Here is a 19,162-nt window from a genome sequence, read left to right as displayed (position 1 = left end):
AATTCGAAAAATAAAAAGGTAATAATGCTAATTCAATTATACACGAAACCATATAATTACTTAATTAGTGTAAATTCATATTACATTATATAATTACACCTAATAGTATTATTCACCAATATTAGAACTCATTCACAGCTACAGTTAAGTATTGATCATTCCAAAGTCCTTGATATCACTGCATTAAAATCTGTTGCAGTATGAGCGAAATAAAATAGATGTTGCTAATTTGAAAGCATATATCATAAATCAATTAAATCATAAACAACCACTTATAGAGCTAACTCAAACAATTCTAGCTCTTTTCATTCATAAAATAAAATAACAGCAAAAGCAGATGGTCAATTAGAAGTGCATTATAGCATTTCTAAACCATCTGCTTTTTATGTTTCAATAAATATTAAGTTAGCTATTTTAAAGACACAACAAAGTATTGAGCATGTAAAAAGCATGGTTAACTTAGGCTTAGTCAGCTAGTTCAAGCAACGCACAGCACTCCACATGACTCGTATGCGGAAACATATCCACCGGCTGCACTTCCTCCGTCACATACCCGCCATCTTCAAGAATACGCAAATCACGAGCAAGCGTCCCTGGATTACAGGAAACATACACAACACGGTTCGGTTTCATTTTTAAAATGGTGTCTAGCAGTGCTTCGTCGCAGCCTTTTCTTGGCGGATCGACAACTAGCGTATCTGCTTTGATGCCTTCTTTATACCAGTTTGGGATAACGGTTTCTGCTTCGCCGACGGCGAATTCGACGTTGTTAATTCCGTTTAAGGCAGCATTGCGTTTTGCATCTTCAATTGCTTCTGGGACAATTTCAACGCCATATACTCTGCCTGCTTTTTGTGCGAGAAATAAGGAAATCGTCCCGATTCCGCAGTATGCATCGATCACGGTTTCTTCTCCTTGCAGCTCGGCATATTCAAGGGCTTTATCATAAAGAACCTTTGTTTGAGCTGGATTCACTTGATAAAACGAGCGGGCTGAAATGGCAAATTTGATGTCGCCAATCGTGTCATAAATGTATTCTTCTCCCCATAAAACGGTCGTTTCGTCTCCGAAAATGACATTTGTCTTCTTTGAATTCACGTTTTGCACAATTGACCGAACGTGTGGGAAGCGTGCTATAATCTGCTCAATCACTTGTTGCTTTTGCGGAAAATCAGACGTTCTTGTGACAAACACAACCATCATTTCACCTGTTGCAATACCGTAGCGAACCATGACATGACGGAGCCAGCCTTTATGCCGCTCTTCGTTATATGCTTTGATGCCAAACGCATTGCAGATGTCTTTTACTGCCTGTACTACTTCGTCATTTTCTGATTGCTGGATTAAACATTTTTCCATATCAATGATTTCATGGGTACGCTGCTGATAAAATCCTGCAACAAGTCCTCCTTCCCGTTCGCCAACTGGTACTTGTGCTTTGTTTCTGTAATTCCAAGGGTCTTCCATGCCGAGTACAGGATGAACTTTTACACGGCTCATATCAAGCTTGCCGATCCGCTCCAATACGTCCTTTACTTGTTTCTGTTTAAAAAGCAGCTGGCCTTTATAGCTCATGTGCTGAATTTGACAGCCTCCGCACTGCTTATAGATAGGACATGGCGCATCTTGCCTGTGCTGACTTTCCTTTGTCAGCTCCATGAGTCGTCCAAAAGCAAATCCTTTTTTGACACGTGTGACTTTGATTTTCCCTTGTTCGTCAGGAAGGGCATTCGGTACAAACACAGGGAAACCCTCAACTTTCGCTACACCTGCACCTTCGTGCGTTAAATCTTCGAAGGTTACATTGTAGTATTCATTTTTTTCAACAGGCGGTTTCATTTTCACCAATTTTATCACCTCATTTGCAAAGAAAAACTTGGCCGCCATAAGGAACCAAGTTTAGTCTTCACCCTATTTTTTCAGCTGTTGCTTTTGGCACAATAAATTCAATATGGCGATACAGGTTTTCAAATTCACCTGGCAGCATGCCGCCGTATTCACCATCTAAATTCAATTGCATTTTATCTTTTACATCTACCTTCACGCGATTCGCTTTTGCGTAGATGACATTGTTATCATGAATATGCTCGCCTCTGAGTGCAAGGCTGACCACTCGAATGGCTTCTGCTAGATTGACCTTCTTTAGAATGATCAGGTCAAACATCCCATCATCTAGAATGGAATCTGGTGCGAGCTTTTCAAAGCCGCCTACTGAGTTTGTTAGTGAAACAAGAAACAGCATGATTTCGCCATGAAACAATTTGCCGTCATATTCAATTTCGACTTCTGTCGGGCGAATGGAAGGAAGCATCTCCATGCCTTTCAAATAATACGCAAGTTGTCCTAGCATGGTTTTCAGCTTACTAGGCACTTCATAGGTCAGCTCTGTTAATCGGCCGCCTCCCGCAATATTAATGAAATACTGTCCATTCACTTTACCAATATCAAGCGGCTTTGCTACACCATCAATGATCGCATCTGTCGCTTTTAAAATATCTTCTCTTGGAATGCCAAGTGCTCTTGCGAAGTCATTGGTCGTTCCAACTGGAATGATTCCTAATTTTGGTCTTTTTTCAAGCGGCGCTAATCCGTTGACGACTTCATTAATCGTGCCGTCTCCACCAGCTGCTACAATTAAATCAAAGTCTCTCTGTGCGGCTTTTTCGGCTGCTTGTGTTGCATCTCCTGCACATGTCGTCGCATGACAAGATGTTTCATAGCCAGCCTGTTCAAATTTTTGCAAAACCTGCGGTAAATTCTTCTTAAAGAGTTCACGTCCAGATGTCGGATTGTATATAATTCGAGCACGTTTCATTCATCATCATCCTATTATCATTATGCAATCTATTTTCACCACTAACAACCTTTAATTATACTATGAGATTTGAAAATGGCAACAGAACAACCCCCTAATATTTGAAATCTCATGGTACGTTTCCCTCAGCAGATCACCATTCTGATAAGATAAAAGAAAACGATGAAAAGGATGGTATGCCATGAAAAAGCCTGTCTATTTCAACCATGACGGCGGTGTTGATGATCTCGTGTCCTTATTTCTACTTCTTCAAATGGAACACCTGAAAGTGATCGGGATGTCTGTGATTCCTGCTGATTGTTATTTAGAGCCTGCGCTGAGCGCCTCTCAGAAAATTATTGATCGATTTAGCCCATATGAGATTGAAGTCGCCGCTTCCAATTCTAGAGGTGTGAATCCATTTCCAAAGGAATGGCGTATGCATGCCTTTTATGTAGATGCCCTGCCGATTTTAAACGAAAAAGGTGCTGTTGATACAAAAGTATCTAAGCTTCCTGCACATCTTCACCTGATTGAAACGGTGAAAAAGTCAACCGAACCTGTTACGCTGCTCTTTACAGGACCGCTCACAGACCTTGCACGCGCCTTAGAAGAAGATCCTTCCATCTCAAATAAAATTGAGAAACTGGTGTGGATGGGCGGCACATTCCTTGAAAAAGGCAATGTCGAAGAACCCGAGCATGATGGAACAGCAGAATGGAATGCTTTTTGGGACCCTTATGCTGTGAGCACCGTATTTCAAGAGCGTTTTCCAATAGAAATGGTCGCACTGGAAAGCACGAATCAAGTCCCGCTCACACTCGATGTCCGTCAACGCTGGGCTTCCCTTCGCTCTCACATCGGGATTGACTTTATTGGACAATGTTATGCCTTTTGTCCGCCTCTCATTCATCACGAAACGAACTCGACTTACTACTTATGGGATGTGCTGACAACGATCACTCTTGCATCTACCTCATTTACCCGTTCAAAAGAAATGAATGCAATTGTTTATACCGAAACACCAAGACAAGGACGTACCGAAGAACATCCAGATGGAAAATTGATTCAAGTCATTGACCACGTCGATCGGGATGCCTTTTTCGAGGCCTTTGAAGAGCTGATGAGAAAAGCGGTTTGTCAGATTTCATCATAAAAAAGCCCCGCTTATTAGCGGGGCTCAGATTGTTGACAAAGGACTAAATTATACTTTTTTAGCCCTGTGTCTTCTTTTCAACGTGATAGAAAACCTTTGCAGCCCTAGGAAGGACGAGTACCGGCGCGGAGCGAATTTGACATTCGTGAGCACCGGAACGCAGGATTGACAAAGAATGCGAGTGTTTGTCTACACGCTGAAGCCCCGCTCATTAGCGGGGCTTCCTCTTACTCTTCTTCAGCGTACTTTTTCTTACGTCTAAACTTGCTTAAGATTTCATACACGATTGGCACGATGACCAATGTGAGAAGTGTAGAACTTGTTAAACCGCCAATAACGGTGACGCCAAGTCCTTTTGATACGATCTGACTTCCGCCTTCAAAACCTAATGCGAGTGGCAGCAATGCACCAATTGTCGCAAGTGCCGTCATTAAGATTGGGCGTAATCTTGTTGTACCTGCTTCAAGTAAAGCTTCTCTTGTTGAAAGACCTTCTTTTTCTTTATGAATCACTCGGTCAATCAAGACAATGGCATTTGTTACAACGATTCCGATTAGCATCAGCAATCCAATCATGGCATTTAAACTGATGGTTTCTTTCGCTACAAACAATCCAACGAGTGCCCCAATAACCGTAAATGGAAGTGAGAACAGAATCGCAAATGGTGCAAGACCTCCGCCAAATGTAATGACGAGAACGAGGTATACAATCGCAATCGCTGCAAGCATTGCGAGTCCTAGCTGTGTAAAGGATTCCTCAATATCCGCACTTACACCGCCTGTATCAATCGTAACGCCAGATTTCAAATCAAGCTTGTCAACTTTCTTCTGGACATCTTGTGTCACACTTGATACGTCGTCTGTTGTCATGTCACCAGATACTTCAGCATAAATCTTCCCATCACGCTTTGTCACAGTGTTTGCTGTTGTGCCATCTTTCACTTTCACCACATCGCCAATTCGGACTTGTTGTCCTGTTGGTGTTGTGATCTTTTTATTCTCTAGATCTTTTTTACTCTTGTATTCATCTTTTTCCGTTTGAAGCTTCACATCTAGTTCTTTGCCGTCCTCTGTTACTTTCGTCAACGTTGTTTCATTACTTTGAGGAGCGATCGCCTGTGCGATTTGTGAAGCGGTTAAGCCTTGTTTCGCCAGTTTTTCTTGATCTGCATTAAACGTATATTCGTCATATTTCTCAGATAAGCTTGTGCTGACGTTTTTCAAGTTCTTTTCATCTTTTAAAATGTTCTCGACATCTTTGACTGTGCCTTCAATATCACTTGCTTTGTCACCGTACACATAGTACGTCACTGTATTGCTTGCGCCAGCAGATGAGAAGTCTTGTGATTTCCATTCCCCTTTAGACGTTTTGTCTTGAAGGGCTTTAACCATACGATCTTTTTCTTTATCAAAGTTCGGTGTGTCCTCGTCGTATTGTACGAAGAATAATGCACCGTTAGAGTTTCCGCCAACACTTGCTGTCATTGCATTTGAAGAGCCTAATGAATATTGAACCGTATTGACATGATCACGTTTCATTAAGTAATCTTCTGCCTTTTTCGTTTCAGCAACGGCTTGTTCTCTCGTTTGTCCAGGCTCTGGCGTGTATGTCACCATTGCCGTTTTTTCTGCTTCCTGTGGTAAGAAGCTGACACCGACAAGTGGTGCGAGGAATAAGCTTCCGACCAGCATCAGAATCGCAATTCCTGACGTGATCCATTTATGGTTCAATGTCCAATTGAGTACACGTCTATAACCACCAGCAAGTTTGCTTGGTTTGTGTTCTTTTACCTTTTTCGCTTTGCCATACAGGTTCTTTTTAAATAGGCTGTGAGCCATCATTGGAACGATTGTAATGGCAACAAGTAGTGAAGCCATTAGAGCAAACACAATGGTTAATGCAAATGGGATGAATAATTCACCAATCATTCCACCCACTAGCGCTAATGGCAAGAATACCGCAATTGTGACAATCGTCGAAGACATAATCGGAATAAACATTTCTTTTGTGGCTTCTCTAACGAGTGCTTTGCCTTTTAACGGTTCATCTTTTAACGCCATTCGTCGATAGATGTTTTCTATGACAACAATCGAGTCATCGACAACACGTCCAATGGCGACTGTCATGGCACCGAGTGTCATGATATTTAATGTGATATCGAGCTGATTTAATAATAAAACAGCAATCAACAGGGATAACGGAATGGAGATGACCGAAATTAATGTTGATTTGATATCTCGAAGGAACAACATGATGATAATGATCGCAAAGATTGCTCCGATGATCGCCTTGTTCAGCATTGTGCTGACAGATTCTTTAATCGGCTCTGCTTGATCATATGTCGTGCTGACTTTGATTCCTTTATTGTCTTTTTTGAATGTTTCAAGTTCTTTTGTGACTGCTTCTGCTACACTCACTGTGTTGGCATCAGAGCCTTTGACAATTTGCAAACCGATACTGTCTTTTCCGTTCGTTCTAGAAATCGATTCTGCATCTTTCACGACTTTAATATCTGCTATCTCAGAAAGTTTGATCGTCGGCAGTTCTACCGATTGACCGCTTGCTGCACCAGTTTGTTGCTGAGCTGCTGCTTGCTGCTGACTTGCACTTCCAGCCTGTTGATCGGTACCTTGAGCACCTGCATTTCCTGAGCCGCTAGCAGATGCACCAGCTCCTGCGCTTCCCGCACCGCCGCTTGCACTTGGTGTGACAGGAATTCGCATGTTTTTCAAATCTTTAACACTTAAAATATTGCCATCCACTACGACTGATTTTTGCTTGTTGCCAAATGTGTATAACCCTAAAGGTACATTGACATCAGAGCCTTTGATCATGTTTTGGACAGTTTCTTCATCTAAACCATATTCCTTCAATTTCTTTTGTTTAAAAGAAAATTCTACTTCTTTGATTTGTTGTCCAGAAGCTTCGACAGACGAGACACCCTCTAAGCTTTGAAGAGAAGGAATAAGGTCATTTTCCACTTTTTGTGTCAGGTCTTGTAATGATTCTTTATCACCGGAGACACTTAGAGCTAAGATTGGAATCGCATTGATGCTAAAACGTGTGATTTTTGGTTTTTCTGCATTTTCTGGAAAATTGATATTGCTAATGGCATCTTCAATTTCCTTCTTTGCTTCATCCATATCTTTATTGTAATCGTACTCGATTTGAATCGATGAGGCATTTTCAAAAGAATTAGAAGTGACCACATTCACCCCATTGAGATTTTGTATCGACTTCTCAATTGGATCTGTCACCTTATCTGATACTTCGTCCGGCGTTGCGCCAGGATACGTTGTAGAAACCGTAATGACTGGAGTGTTGATATTCGGGATTGATTCTTGTTTCATATTCAATCCGGCATATAGACCAGCAACTGTTACGATAATCGTCATGAGCCATACAGCGAACTTGTTCTTTAATACAAAATTGATGATCGAATTCATTATGTCCTCCATTTTCCTTTATGTATTGACTGACTGGTCATTCTATATCATAATAAACGGTGATATACAATGCCGTCAACCATTTCACTTGCGTTTGACGTAACATTCTAAAGCTGAAGGGGCCTTATTTCATGAACGAAAAAAAAGAAAAAATCATTAAAGCAAGCATTCAGTTGTTTGCGAAAAAAGGTTTTTCTTCTACGACCATTCAGGAAATTGCAGATGAATGCGGAATTTCTAAAGGTGCATTTTATTTGCATTTCAAATCAAAAGAACAGCTTTTCAACAGAGCGTTTGAATATTATATCGACACGTCTATGCAAAGTATTGAAAAGATTCGAAAAGAAAATCAACATCTTGCGCCTAGAGATATCTTTCAGAAACAAATCGCTGAACAGTTCCAGCACTTTGCTGAGAACAAGGATTTTATCATTTTGATCCTCAGCGAGAACATTATTCCGGAAAATCAGCAAATTAAAAAGTATTCCAAAACGGTTAAAAAGCAGATGAATGATGAAATCCAAATTTCTATTTTGACCACGTATGGACAGGAGATCGAACCATATATAACTGACCTGTCAGTCATGATTCAAGGAATCATCCAATCTTATGTGCAAGTACTGCTTTTGCAAGATCAGATGCAATTATCATGTGATGAGCTCTCATCCTTTATTCTCGACCGATTTGATGATTTGGTGCATGGGCTTCTCCGTTCTCATGCGAAGCCGATTCTAAAGCAAAACATTTGGGATGATGAAGCGCCAAATGCCGCTACTCTTCAAGAAGAGCTTCGATTGTTAAAATCTGAGCATCTGCTTTCGGATGATACCCTTGTATCCATTGAAGTTATTGAAGAAGAATTGGCCAAAGATGAGCCGCGCAAGCCGGTCATTCAAGGGATGCTGACAAATTTAGAAACGTGTGAGGACTCCGCTGTCCAAAGAGCTGTGGAACAATTGAAGCTATTCCTCCAATGACAATACGTGGCGATGTTCACTTTAGTTCACCTTTATCCCCTTCGAATATGTGCTAAAGCTTATGCTTCATTATAAAAAAAGAACCAATGAATTGATATACGGCGGTGGTCTGAATCTGTGATAAGACCCTGTCATTATCCATCAACAAAAAAACCGCCTCTTCCATGAGGCGGTTTTTGCGATTTATCGTTTTTTGATTTCTTCGAGAAGAATCTTGTTGACCATCGGTGGGTTTGCTTGTCCCTTCGATGCTTTCATGATTTGTCCGACTAAGAAACCAATTGCGCGGTCTTTTCCATTTTTGAAGTCTTCAATGGATTGCGGATTGTTATCAAGAGCTTCTGTGACAAGTTTGAGCAGTGCACCTTCGTCAGAAATTTGGACAAGTCCTTTTTCTTTGACGATTGTTTCTGCGTCGCCCCCATTTTCGATAAGTTCTTTGAATACCTTTTTGGCAATCTTAGAAGAAATCGTTCCTTTTTCGATAAGCTTGATCATGCCAGCCAGTCCTTGAGGCGTTAGCTTCGTATCTTCCAGCTCTTTTTGAGCCGAGTTCAAGTAGGCAGATACTTCACCCATGAGCCAGTTTGATGCTTGCTTCGCTTCAGCACCTTCTGAAATGGTCGCTTCAAAGAAATCAGACATTTCTTTTGTCAGCGTCAGTACCATTGCGTCATATGCAGGAAGTCCTAGTTCATCAATGTAGCGTTTGCGGCGCTCGTCTGGAAGCTCTGGAATGGATGCTCTTACACGTTCTTTCCACTCGTCATCAATATACAGCTCCACCAAATCTGGTTCTGGGAAGTAACGGTAATCATCAGAACCTTCTTTGACACGCATGAGGATCGTCTTTTTAGACGCCTCGTCATAGCGGCGAGTTTCTTGTTCGATCAAGCCGCCAGAAAGCAATACTTGCTCTTGACGTTTTTCTTCAAACTCAAGACCTTTTTGGACGAAAGCAAATGAGTTTAAGTTCTTCAGCTCTGTTTTTGTTCCAAACTCTTCACGACCGATTGGACGAAGAGAAATGTTGGCATCACAACGTAGTGAGCCTTCTTCCATCTTACAGTCAGAAACGCCTGTATATTGAATAATGGATTTTAATTTTTCTAAGTAAGCATACGCTTCTTCTGGCGTACGAATGTCAGGCTCAGATACGATTTCAACAAGTGGTGTACCTTGACGGTTGAAATCGACGAGTGAATAACCGTCGCCTGTGTGCGTCAGTTTTCCTGCATCCTCTTCCAAATGAAGACGTGTAATACCAATTCGTTTTGTCTTGCCGTCTACTTCAATTTCAATCCAGCCGTTTTCACCGATCGGTTTATCAAATTGAGAAATTTGATACGCCTTTGGGTTATCAGGATAGAAATAGTTTTTACGGTCAAATTTTGTATCAGTTGCAATCTCACAGTTCAGTGCCATTGCTGCTTTCATCGCAAAGTTCACCGCTTCTTTGTTCAGCACAGGCAGTACGCCTGGATAACCAAGATCGATGACACTTGTTTGCGTATTGGCAGCCGCACCAAAAGGCGTCGGTGAGCTTGAGAAAATTTTTGATTGTGTTTTGAGCTCTACGTGGACTTCAAGTCCAATTACCGTTTCAAAGTTCATTCTGATTCACCCCTTACAGTTCAGGTTTTGCTTTATGATGATCTGTTGCTTGTTCGAAAGCGTGAGCCACGCGGTAAACGGTTCCTTCATCAAAGTGTTTACCGATGATTTGCAGTCCTAACGGAAGACCATTTGCAAATCCACAAGGCACACTGATTCCTGGGACGCCTGCAAGGTTAACAGGGATCGTTAAAATGTCGTTTGCATACATCGTCAGTGGATCGCTTGTCTTTTCACCAATGTTAAATGCCGGAGTTGGTGTTGTTGGTCCTACAATGACATCATACTTTTCAAAAACATCTTCAAAGTCTTTTTTGATCAGTGTACGGACTTTTTGCGCTTTTTTATAGTATGCATCGTAATATCCTGAGCTTAGAGCGAATGTGCCAAGCATGATGCGGCGTTTGACTTCGTCTCCAAAGCCTTCAGAACGGGTATTTTTATATAAATCAATCAGGTTGTCTGCATTGTCTGTACGGTAGCCATAGCGAATACCGTCAAAACGAGCAAGGTTTGCAGATGCTTCTGAAGATGAAAGCAAGTAGTAAGTCGCAAGCGCATATTTAGAATGCGGAAGAGATACTTCTTCCCATGTGGCACCAAGTCCTTCTAATACTTTCAACGCTTGAAGAACAGACTCTTTTGCTTCTTCGCCAACACCTTCGCCAAGATATTCTTTTGGCACAGCGATTTTCAAGCCTTTGATGTCGCCAGTTAATGAAGAAAGAAAATCTGGGACATCGACATTTGCACTCGTTGCGTCCATTTGATCAACACCAGAAATCGCTTGAAGAACATATGCATTGTCCTCAACATTACGCGTAATCGGCCCAATTTGATCTAATGATGAAGCAAATGCGATTAAACCGTATCTAGATACACGGCCATACGTTGGTTTAAGACCAACAACACCACAGAATGATGCCGGCTGGCGAATGGAGCCGCCTGTATCTGATCCAAGAGAGAATGGTACTTCTCCAGCTGCAACAGATGCTGCTGAGCCACCACTTGACCCACCTGGAACTGTGTTTAAATTCCACGGGTTCTTCGTTGCTTTGAAGCCTGAGTTCTCCGTAGAAGATCCCATCGCAAATTCGTCCATGTTTAATTTACCGATTGTGACAGCTTCCGCTTCTCTTAAGCGGTTCACAACGGTTGCATCGTAAATAGGATCGAAGTTTTGCAAGATTTTACTTGATGCCGTTGTACGTAAATCTTTCGTCACGATGTTATCTTTGACACCGATCGGCATACCGAACAATAGACCAAGCTCGTCCTTTTCACCAACGGCCTCGTCCAATTCTTTTGCGTACGCACGTGCTTTCTCTTCGTCCAGCGCTAGGAATGCTTGTACTTTCCCGTCTACTTCATGGATTCGTTTGTAAGACTCGTCCACTAGATCAGAAACAGACAGTTCCTTTTTATGTAAAAGCTCTTTTAATTCAGAAATTTTGTGGTCAAACAGTGACATGCCTCAGGCCTCCTTTAGTCCAAAATTGATGGCACACGAATATAGCCGTCTTTATGATCAGGCGCGTTTTTGATGACTGCCTCAATGGAAAGACCTTTATTCGGAACATCTTCTCTCATGACGTTTTTCATTTTTAATACGTGTGTTGTTGGTTCAACGTTTTCCGTATCTACCTCGTTTAACTGCTCTGCAAATGAAATGATGCTATCAAGCTGTTCTGTAAACATCTCAGCTTCTTCTTCTGTAATCGCAAGCCGTGCCAAATGCGCAACATGCTTTACTTCTTCTATTGAAATTCTTGACATGCAGGTTCACCTCCAAAATGATACGTGTTCGTGGTCATGATCATAAGTCATATACACTTTATCATATCAAATTTTACTGTTCTAAAGCAACTTTACGAGGACGCCTAGAAAGGCTTTGTCCACTAATATGTCATTGTGGTGTAGCCAGTGTCTAAAATATTCATCAAGGTGACTTTTTATTTTTCAGAAAATTTTTACTTTAGTTTATTTTTGTAAACGCATACATATAGAAGCTTATCACCGATCCGTGCATTTTTTCTTAAAGATAAAGATGTTTAAGAAGGTTGATCACTTGGGAATACTCTGATAGGTTAAGTAACCATAGCAGTGAGCAGGGCAGTGAAATGTCATTTCTGTCTAGCACTTCTGTATATTTTGATTGAGGTGATGTCAAATTAATACGAAAAAGGTGAGAAAACAAAATGAGTATTGAAGTTACGATTTCCTTATCTATCTATTTTATCGGGATGCTTGCCATTGGTTGGTATGCGTTTAGGAAAACACATGATTTAAATGATTATATGCTTGGTGGACGAGGTCTTGGTCCATTCGTTACAGCTCTATCAGCAGGTGCTGCGGATATGAGTGGTTGGATGCTGATGGGTGTACCAGGTGAAATGTATAAAACAGGTTTATCGACAACCTGGCTTGCAATTGGTTTAATTGTCGGTGCTTATTTGAACTATTTAATTCTTGCACCTCGTTTACGTTCTTATACAGAAATTGCTGATGATGCCATTACGATTCCTGATTTCTTTGACAAACGATTCAAAGGATCATCTGCTTTATTAAAAGCAGTTTCAGCCGTCATCATTTTAATCTTCTTTACGTTGTATACATCATCTGGGATGGTATCAGGCGGACGTTTATTTGAGTCAGCATTCGGTGCTCACTACATGTTTGGTCTGATATTGACATCAAGTATCGTGATTTTGTATACACTGTTCGGTGGATTTCTAGCAGTGAGCTTAACGGACTTTGTCCAAGGAGCTATTATGTTTTTAGCATTAGTGCTCGTGCCGATCGTTGCCTTTACTCAATTAGGTGGACCTGTTGCCACATTCAATGATATTCAACAGATTGACCCTAAATTGCTTGATATTTTTAGAGGAACGAGCGTCATTGGCATTATTTCCTTCCTCGCTTGGGGATTAGGTTACTTTGGACAGCCTCATATTATCGTACGTTTTATGGCGATTACGTCCGTAAAAGATTTAAAACCAGCACGCCGAATCGGAATGAGCTGGATGATTATCTCTGTCATTGGTTCACTATCTGTTGGTTTAGTTGGTGTCGCATACGTACATGAAACGGGTATGAACCTTGCTGATCCTGAAACGATCTTTATCGTCTTTTCTAAAGTATTGTTCCATCCTTACATTACTGGATTCTTACTTTCTGCCATTTTAGCAGCCATTATGAGTTCAATTTCTTCTCAGCTGCTTGTGACAGCAAGTGCCATGACAGAGGATTTATACAGAACGTTTTTTAGAAAGAAAGCCTCAGATAAAGAGCTTGTGATGATTGGTCGTATGTCTGTACTCGTTGTTGCGATTATTGCTCTTTGTCTATCTCTAAACCCAAGCGACACCATTCTTGACCTCGTCGGTTATGCTTGGGCAGGATTTGGTTCTTCATTCGGTCCAGTCATCTTGCTTTGCCTATACTGGAAACGAATGAATCATCACGGTGCACTTGTCGGAATGATTGTGGGTGCCGTTGTGGTTCTTACATGGATCACGACAGGTCTCAACCATTCAACAGGTATCTATGAAATGATTCCTGGCTTTACGTTAAGTGGCTTAGCCGCAATTGTTGTGAGCTTAATGACAAGTAAACCGACAAAAGCATCAAAGCAGCTATTTAACAAAATGGAAGACCATCTCGAAGAAGAAACAAAATAACCAAACATGAGGAGTCATCTGCATTATGCGGATGACTCTCTTTATTTTTAAATAAAATGCTTTTCTTTCTCCCGTTTCTGAATAAAATAGAAGTTGTGCAGCCATATGGGCTGTGAGAAGATCATATACATGATGTGAAACGTACATGAAGTGAAAGGAGCGATACGCATGTTTTGGACAATTGAATGGGATACGGTCTTGAAATTAGCCGTTGCCACCTTAATCGGTTTGATCATCGGTCTTGAACGCGAACTTAAGAAAAAGCCGCTTGGGCTAAAAACGTGTATTGTCATTGCTGTCAGCTCCTGCGTATTAACCATCATCAGCATTGATGCAGCCTACAATTTCCCTCGAGTCTCTAAGCTTCAAATGGACCCACTCAGGTTACCGGCGCAAATTATATCTGGTGTTGGTTTTATTGGAGCAGGTGTGATTCTTCGCAAAAGCAATGACGTCATCTCAGGTCTTACGACATCTGCGATGATTTGGGGAGCAGCAGGACTTGGGGTTGCAACAGGTGCAGGTTTTTATAAAGAAGCCTTCCTCAGTCTTTTCTTTATTCTTGTCAGTGTGGAATTTTTACCTTGGCTCTTCCAGCGGATTGGACCCATTCGCTTACAGGAAAAAGAAATCCGCATCAGAATGTCACTTTCTGACCGAAACCGCATGACAGAGATTTTAAAAGAAATGAAAGCACTCAATATTCGGATTCATTCTGTACGTATTGATGATTTAAAGGAAAAAGACTATCCGATCATGGAAGTACGTGTTCGCGTACATAAAGACCGCTATACAACCGATGTGTACTTTGATATTAAAGATTTAGAAGGCGTTGTTGGTGTGAAGTGTGATACGGTGTAGGATAAAAAGCCCCTTGCTATGTCAAACAGCAAGGGGCTTTTGATTTATGTTGTTAGCTGATGAAAGTCAAAAGGCGTAATTGGGGTTTTGTCCTCAATCTCCTTTCGAAAACGCGCCAGCATGGCACTTTCGTCAGCGCTTAGTGTTCGGAGATCAAATGCTTGATGTAAAAGCCCATAAATAAGCATATGACGCAGCATAAGGAAATCTGGTATTGTCGCCAGCCATGCGTCATCAAGCTCATTCTCCTGTCGATAGCCTTTGAGAAAATGGCTCATAAATTCACCCGTAAATTCAGCTTTATCCTCATACGGAATCACCGGATACCAAAGAACGTTGTATAGCAAAATGCTCATATCGTTGATAAACCAGTGATACCCACAATCATCAAAATCAAATGCAATGATTTCTCCCTGATGATAATGGAAGTTCCCGTGATGTAAATCCGCATGCACCAGTCCATAGACATCCTTGGATATTCGGAGCTGGTGAAGCTTTTGCATCAGTTCATCTTTTCGCTGCAACACAACCGTTTGATCAGAAGGAATATACGTTTCAAGCTTTAATTGCTCCTCCTCATACCACTCTTGACGCTTATAGCGAGGATCTTTCACTTGATATTGTTTAGTCGTTTGATGCATACGCCCTGTATAGGCTCCTAACGCTTGAAACAACTGTCCATTCCAATCTGCTTCGGTCACTTTTCTGCCAGGCGCCTTTTCGTACACTCTCAGCAAAAAAGCGCCTCCTGCTTGATCGGGAATCGCTTCAACATCTTTTCCTCTTGCGGATAAAACCGGTTTAGCTACTGAGCTTCCATGTTGAGATAAATACCGAATCCAGTCCATTTCTCCTAGAATATATGTGCGGGAGCGGCGAATGGTATGGGTGATTTTCAATATATAACTCGACCCTTTTTCATCCGTATATTCATACACATAATTTTCTGCATCGGCTAGAAATGTGACCTGTTCTGGCTGAAAATGATAGAGTAGAGCCGCTTTCTTTAAGACCATTTGTTCATCGTATCGTGCTTTTACTTTTTTATGCATGCTGATTCTCCTTTTATCGTCTTTTTACTTATACATGACGGTAATCAGCATTTATACGAGCATCAACATACCTGCCTTTCCTTTTGGTTTCTTCACATACTTTGACAAAAGTTGAAAGATTCCTCTAATTAGAAATAAAAAAACCGCCAAAAGGCGGTTTTCAGATTGTTGACAAAGGGCGAAAATGAACTTGATTTTAGCCCTTTGTCTTCTTTTCAGCGTGATGAAAACCTTTGCAGCCCTAGGAAGGACGAGTACTGGCGCGGAGCGAATGTCACATTCGTGAGCACCAGCACGCAGGACTGACAAAGAATGCGAGGTTTGTCTACACGCTAAAAACCGCCAAAAGGCGGTTTTTATTTAGTCATATATATGGACCGTTGGTTCTTTATCTTCAGCATTTTTTGTGATGAGGGCTTCTTGCTGATCAGAAGAGGTGATGTTGATTTCTATATTGGTGCTCTTATAGTAATCCATGACTTCACCTGTTAAGTATTGCGTGAATGCCACGACTTCTGTTTTGCCGTAGAATTGCATTGGAATTTCTACTTTCATTTTTTGCAAGTTCCCGTTTTTATAGAAACCTTTGCCTACCACACCTGTGTAATTCGGGAAGTAGTCTTCTACCTTTGTCTTGAAGCGGTCAAATCGCTCTGAATCATCTTTGTAGCTGCTCTTGGCATTATCTGAAGGGAAGAAGACATTCTCTTCTTTAATCGTATCCCAACTGCCAATATCAGCTGATCCTGCTTTTACATCAGTTTTAGCGATGAAGTTTCCTGGAACAATAGATGATTTTGGTGCTTGTTTATAAAGAGCAATCATGACTGGGACTTTTTGCAGTCCGTCCATTTGACGAAGTCGTTTAATGACTTGTTCCGCAATTTTTTCGCCCTCTGCTAAAAGTTTCTTTGAATTCTTCGATGAATCGATGGTCACCTCTTGCTGAGGATCTCCGATATTTTCGCGATAATAATAGACAGAGTTAAGCGCAAGACCGATAACAACCCCGCCAAGCTGTAAGCTATTTTTATCTTTTCTGATTAAATAATTATGCTCTAACATGGAAGCTAAGTAGATTGGACTATTTTCGTTTTTTGACTTTGTTGAACCTGAGTTTGGAAGAGCAGGGTTTAAGCCTAAGTTCTTAAAGTCTTTGTCTTCTTTTTCAGCTTTTTTCAGATCACTGCCTGTTTTTTTGCGGGCAAGCCAGCTGAGAACAGTATCTTCATCTAAATGCTGTCCTTCTTGGAACAGATAGTCGTTTGTATTGAATGATTCTGTTGCCAGGCGCATGAGTCCTGTTTCAAATTCATCAATGTCTAAGCGTGTATTGAGACGCTCTGCAGTTAGTCCTCTTGCCGCTCCTTGTTTAAACGGCAGCACCATTTTGTAATAGGAATCAGAGATGTTGTACATTGGGATGATCGCTGTTTCTTTCGTTTCATCCGTTTTTTGTGTAACCTCTTCCTCATCCTTTCCCCCAAAAGGTGCACACGCTGACAATACCAGTGTGAGCATTGTCAGCAGCAATAGCAACTTTTTCAATAGAAAACACTCCTCTTATTTCTTTAGCTCCTCGAGCATTTTGGCTTCGTCCCAAATTTCAATATTGAGTTCTTCTGCCTTTGTCAGCTTGCTTCCAGCTGCTTCGCCGGCAATGACTAAGTCTGTTTTTTTACTTACGCTACCTGCTAACTTGCCGCCTAATGCTTCGATCGCTGCCTTTGCATCATTTCGCGACATTTCTTCTAATTTTCCCGTCAGCACAATGGTTTTTCCTGCAAAGTAGGAATCACTTTCTTCTACTTTCACCGGTTTTGGCCCTGTGTAGGTCATATTGACCCCAAGTTCTTTTAGTTCATTTAGCAGATCTAGTATTTCTTCTTTCTCAAAGTACGTGACGACTGCATCGGCCATTTTTTCACCAATTTCATCTACTTCAAGTAATTGTTCTTTCGTTGCTTGTTTTAACTGATCGATATCCTCAAAGTGCATGGCCAACGTCTTCGCTGCTTTAGAACCAATAAATCGAATACCGAGTCCAAATAATAACCGTTCAAGAGAGTTTTCTTTCGATTGCTCGATCGAACGCAGTAAGTTATCGACTGACTTTTCGCCCATTCGTTCTAGCTGAATCAACTCTTCTTTTGTTAAACGGTAAAGGTCTGATACACGAGAGACAAGCTGTTCTTTGAAAAGTTGTGTAATGACTCGCTCGCCTAGCCCATCAATATTCATCGCATTACGAGACACAAAGTGAATGAGTCCTTCACGTATTTGAGCGGGGCATTGTGGATTGATGCACCGAAGCGCCACTTCTCCTTCAATTCTGACCAGCTCACTATGACACTCTGGACATTCAGTCGGCATGTGAAACGGCTCTTCTTCTCCTGTTCGCTGATCAACAAGAACCCCTGCAACCTCTGGGATAATATCGCCCGCTTTTTTGACAATCACTTGATCAAAAAGGCGGATATCCTTCTCTTTGATCAAATCTTCATTATGAAGAGAAGCACGCTGCACTGTCGTTCCTGCCACTTTTACAGGCTCAAGAATCGCTGTTGGGGTGATGACGCCAGTACGCCCCACACTTAGTTCAATATCAATCAGCTTCGTCACGACTTCTTCGGCCGGAAATTTGTACGCAACAGCCCAGCGTGGACTTTTTGCTGTGAAGCCTAGTTCTTCTTGCTGTGCCAATGAATTGACTTTAATGACAATGCCATCGATTTCGTATGAGAAATCAGCACGCTTTGTTTTCAGTGTTTCAATGAGGTCGATCACTTCTTCAATGGTTTGGCACATCCGTCTTTCTTTGTTCGTTTTAAAGCCAAGCTCATCGAGAAGATCAAGTCCTGCGCTTTGCGTATTAACACCAATTTCATCAAGCTCCGCTATACTGTAGACGAAGATATCAAGGTTTCGTTTCGCTGCAATTTTCGTATCGAGCTGACGAAGTGAGCCAGCAGCCGCATTACGCGGGTTCGCAAACGGCTCTTCTTCGTTTTGTAATCTTTTTTCGTTAAGGGCTTCAAAAGAAGGTTTTGGCATAAATGCCTCTCCTCTCACTTCAATCGACAGAGGCCGATTGATTTTGAGCGGGATGGAACGAATGGTTTTGAGGTTCTCGGTTATATCCTCACCTGTTGTCCCATCACCCCGCGTGGCACCCCGGACAAACACGCCATTTTCATAACGGAGAGAAACAGCGAGTCCGTCAATTTTCAGCTCGACATTGTAAGCGACGTCGTCACCGACTGCTTGACGAACCCGGCGGTCAAAATCAAGAAGGTCCTGTTCATGAAACGCATTGCCGAGACTGAGCATCGGTGTGCCGTGACGTACTTTTTGGAAGGCGTCTAAAACAGCACCTCCTACTCTTTGCGAGGGTGAATCGGCTGCTTTTAAATCAGGGTATTCTTCCTCCAGAGAGATCAGCTCACGCATCCGCGCATCATATTCAGCGTCAGGAACACTTGGACGATCCAGTGTGTGATATTCGTAGTTGTATTGATTCAAAATCTGGTGTAGTTCCTCGATCCGGCGTTTCGCTGCTTCTTTATCCATCTGCTTCTTCCT

At 41.6% G+C, this 19,162-nt stretch carries 13 protein-coding genes; 4 read left to right on the top strand and 9 right to left on the bottom strand.

Annotated features, from left to right (window positions below; genetic code table 11):
* Positions 1 to 465: 465 nt before the first annotated feature.
* Positions 466 to 1,845 (bottom strand): 23S rRNA (uracil(1939)-C(5))-methyltransferase RlmD, encoded by a 1,380-nt coding sequence (gene rlmD, locus NST01_RS03535; protein WP_050827673.1) that lies wholly within the window; start codon positions 1,843 to 1,845, stop codon positions 466 to 468.
* Between the two features lie 61 nt (positions 1,846 to 1,906).
* Positions 1,907 to 2,815 carry a diacylglycerol kinase gene (locus NST01_RS03530; protein ID WP_007496845.1) on the bottom strand — a complete coding sequence of 303 codons (909 nt, stop codon included), beginning with the start codon at positions 2,813 to 2,815 and terminating at the stop codon, positions 1,907 to 1,909.
* Positions 2,816 to 2,996: 181 nt separating this feature from the next.
* Between NST01_RS03530 and NST01_RS03525 the strand changes: the two genes are divergently transcribed.
* Positions 2,997 to 3,950: a nucleoside hydrolase gene (locus NST01_RS03525; RefSeq protein ID WP_048002028.1), complete on the top strand. Its 954-nt coding sequence runs from the start codon at positions 2,997 to 2,999 to the stop codon at positions 3,948 to 3,950.
* A 227-nt stretch (positions 3,951 to 4,177) separates the two neighbouring features.
* On the opposite strand, the gene NST01_RS03520 is transcribed toward NST01_RS03525, so the two are convergent.
* Positions 4,178 to 7,396: an efflux RND transporter permease subunit gene (locus tag NST01_RS03520; protein WP_341041505.1), complete on the bottom strand. Its 3,219-nt coding sequence runs from the start codon at positions 7,394 to 7,396 to the stop codon at positions 4,178 to 4,180.
* A gap of 131 nt (positions 7,397 to 7,527) precedes the next feature.
* On the opposite strand from NST01_RS03520, the gene NST01_RS03515 reads away from it, so the two are divergent.
* Complete coding sequence (locus tag NST01_RS03515; protein ID WP_017359798.1) at positions 7,528 to 8,373, top strand: TetR/AcrR family transcriptional regulator; 846 nt, start codon at positions 7,528 to 7,530, stop codon at positions 8,371 to 8,373.
* A 183-nt stretch (positions 8,374 to 8,556) separates the two neighbouring features.
* Here the strand turns inward: NST01_RS03515 and gatB are convergent, their stop codons facing one another.
* From gatB to gatC, 3 genes are read right to left on the bottom strand one after another with little or no spacing between them, the layout of a single operon-like run.
* Positions 8,557 to 9,987, bottom strand: coding sequence for an Asp-tRNA(Asn)/Glu-tRNA(Gln) amidotransferase subunit GatB (gene gatB, locus NST01_RS03510; protein ID WP_007496855.1), 1,431 nt, complete (start codon positions 9,985 to 9,987; stop codon positions 8,557 to 8,559).
* Positions 9,988 to 10,000: 13 nt separating this feature from the next.
* Positions 10,001 to 11,458: an Asp-tRNA(Asn)/Glu-tRNA(Gln) amidotransferase subunit GatA gene (gatA, locus tag NST01_RS03505; RefSeq protein ID WP_007496857.1), complete on the bottom strand. Its 1,458-nt coding sequence runs from the start codon at positions 11,456 to 11,458 to the stop codon at positions 10,001 to 10,003.
* Positions 11,459 to 11,472: 14 nt separating this feature from the next.
* Positions 11,473 to 11,763 (bottom strand): Asp-tRNA(Asn)/Glu-tRNA(Gln) amidotransferase subunit GatC, encoded by a 291-nt coding sequence (gene gatC / locus NST01_RS03500; protein ID WP_003213898.1) that lies wholly within the window; start codon positions 11,761 to 11,763, stop codon positions 11,473 to 11,475.
* A 422-nt stretch (positions 11,764 to 12,185) separates the two neighbouring features.
* On the opposite strand from gatC, the gene putP reads away from it, so the two are divergent.
* Together putP and NST01_RS03490 are read left to right on the top strand one after the other, a co-directional pair.
* Positions 12,186 to 13,667: a sodium/proline symporter PutP gene (putP, locus tag NST01_RS03495; protein ID WP_017359800.1), complete on the top strand. Its 1,482-nt coding sequence runs from the start codon at positions 12,186 to 12,188 to the stop codon at positions 13,665 to 13,667.
* 168 nt (positions 13,668 to 13,835) lie between these two features.
* A complete protein-coding gene (locus tag NST01_RS03490) occupies positions 13,836 to 14,528 on the top strand; it encodes an MgtC/SapB family protein (RefSeq protein WP_008344247.1) in 693 nt (230 codons plus the stop codon).
* Between the two features lie 44 nt (positions 14,529 to 14,572).
* On the opposite strand, the gene NST01_RS03485 is transcribed toward NST01_RS03490, so the two are convergent.
* From NST01_RS03485 to ligA, 3 genes are all read right to left on the bottom strand, one after another.
* Entirely contained in the window at positions 14,573 to 15,580 is a 1,008-nt protein-coding gene (locus tag NST01_RS03485) for a phosphotransferase enzyme family protein (RefSeq protein ID WP_341041504.1), read from the bottom strand.
* 360 nt (positions 15,581 to 15,940) lie between these two features.
* Entirely contained in the window at positions 15,941 to 17,128 is a 1,188-nt protein-coding gene (locus NST01_RS03480; RefSeq protein ID WP_008344253.1) for a CamS family sex pheromone protein, read from the bottom strand.
* Between the two features lie 15 nt (positions 17,129 to 17,143).
* A complete protein-coding gene (ligA, locus tag NST01_RS03475) occupies positions 17,144 to 19,150 on the bottom strand; it encodes an NAD-dependent DNA ligase LigA (RefSeq protein WP_017366765.1) in 2,007 nt (668 codons plus the stop codon).
* Positions 19,151 to 19,162 lie beyond the last annotated feature (12 nt).

The sequence above is a fragment of the Bacillus sp. FSL R7-0166 genome (assembly GCF_038008935.1).
Lineage (GTDB): Bacteria > Bacillota > Bacilli > Bacillales > Bacillaceae > Bacillus > Bacillus altitudinis.
The sequence above is the reverse complement of the archived record's forward strand: the minus strand, read 5'-3'. Positions and strand labels throughout refer to the sequence as shown.

Coding starts and splice junctions, on each gene's coding strand:
- NST01_RS03515 (WP_017359798.1), top strand. CDS start 7,528: ATGAACGAAAAAAAAGAAAAAATCATTAAAGCAAGCATTCAGTTGTTT.
- NST01_RS03525 (WP_048002028.1), top strand. CDS start 2,997: ATGAAAAAGCCTGTCTATTTCAACCATGACGGCGGTGTTGATGATCTC.
- putP (WP_017359800.1), top strand. CDS start 12,186: ATGAGTATTGAAGTTACGATTTCCTTATCTATCTATTTTATCGGGATG.
- NST01_RS03490 (WP_008344247.1), top strand. CDS start 13,836: ATGTTTTGGACAATTGAATGGGATACGGTCTTGAAATTAGCCGTTGCC.
- gatB (WP_007496855.1), bottom strand. CDS start 9,987: ATGAACTTTGAAACGGTAATTGGACTTGAAGTCCACGTAGAGCTCAAA.
- ligA (WP_017366765.1), bottom strand. CDS start 19,150: ATGGATAAAGAAGCAGCGAAACGCCGGATCGAGGAACTACACCAGATT.
- gatC (WP_003213898.1), bottom strand. CDS start 11,763: ATGTCAAGAATTTCAATAGAAGAAGTAAAGCATGTTGCGCATTTGGCA.
- NST01_RS03530 (WP_007496845.1), bottom strand. CDS start 2,815: ATGAAACGTGCTCGAATTATATACAATCCGACATCTGGACGTGAACTC.
- NST01_RS03520 (WP_341041505.1), bottom strand. CDS start 7,396: ATGAATTCGATCATCAATTTTGTATTAAAGAACAAGTTCGCTGTATGG.
- gatA (WP_007496857.1), bottom strand. CDS start 11,458: ATGTCACTGTTTGACCACAAAATTTCTGAATTAAAAGAGCTTTTACAT.
- NST01_RS03485 (WP_341041504.1), bottom strand. CDS start 15,580: ATGCATAAAAAAGTAAAAGCACGATACGATGAACAAATGGTCTTAAAG.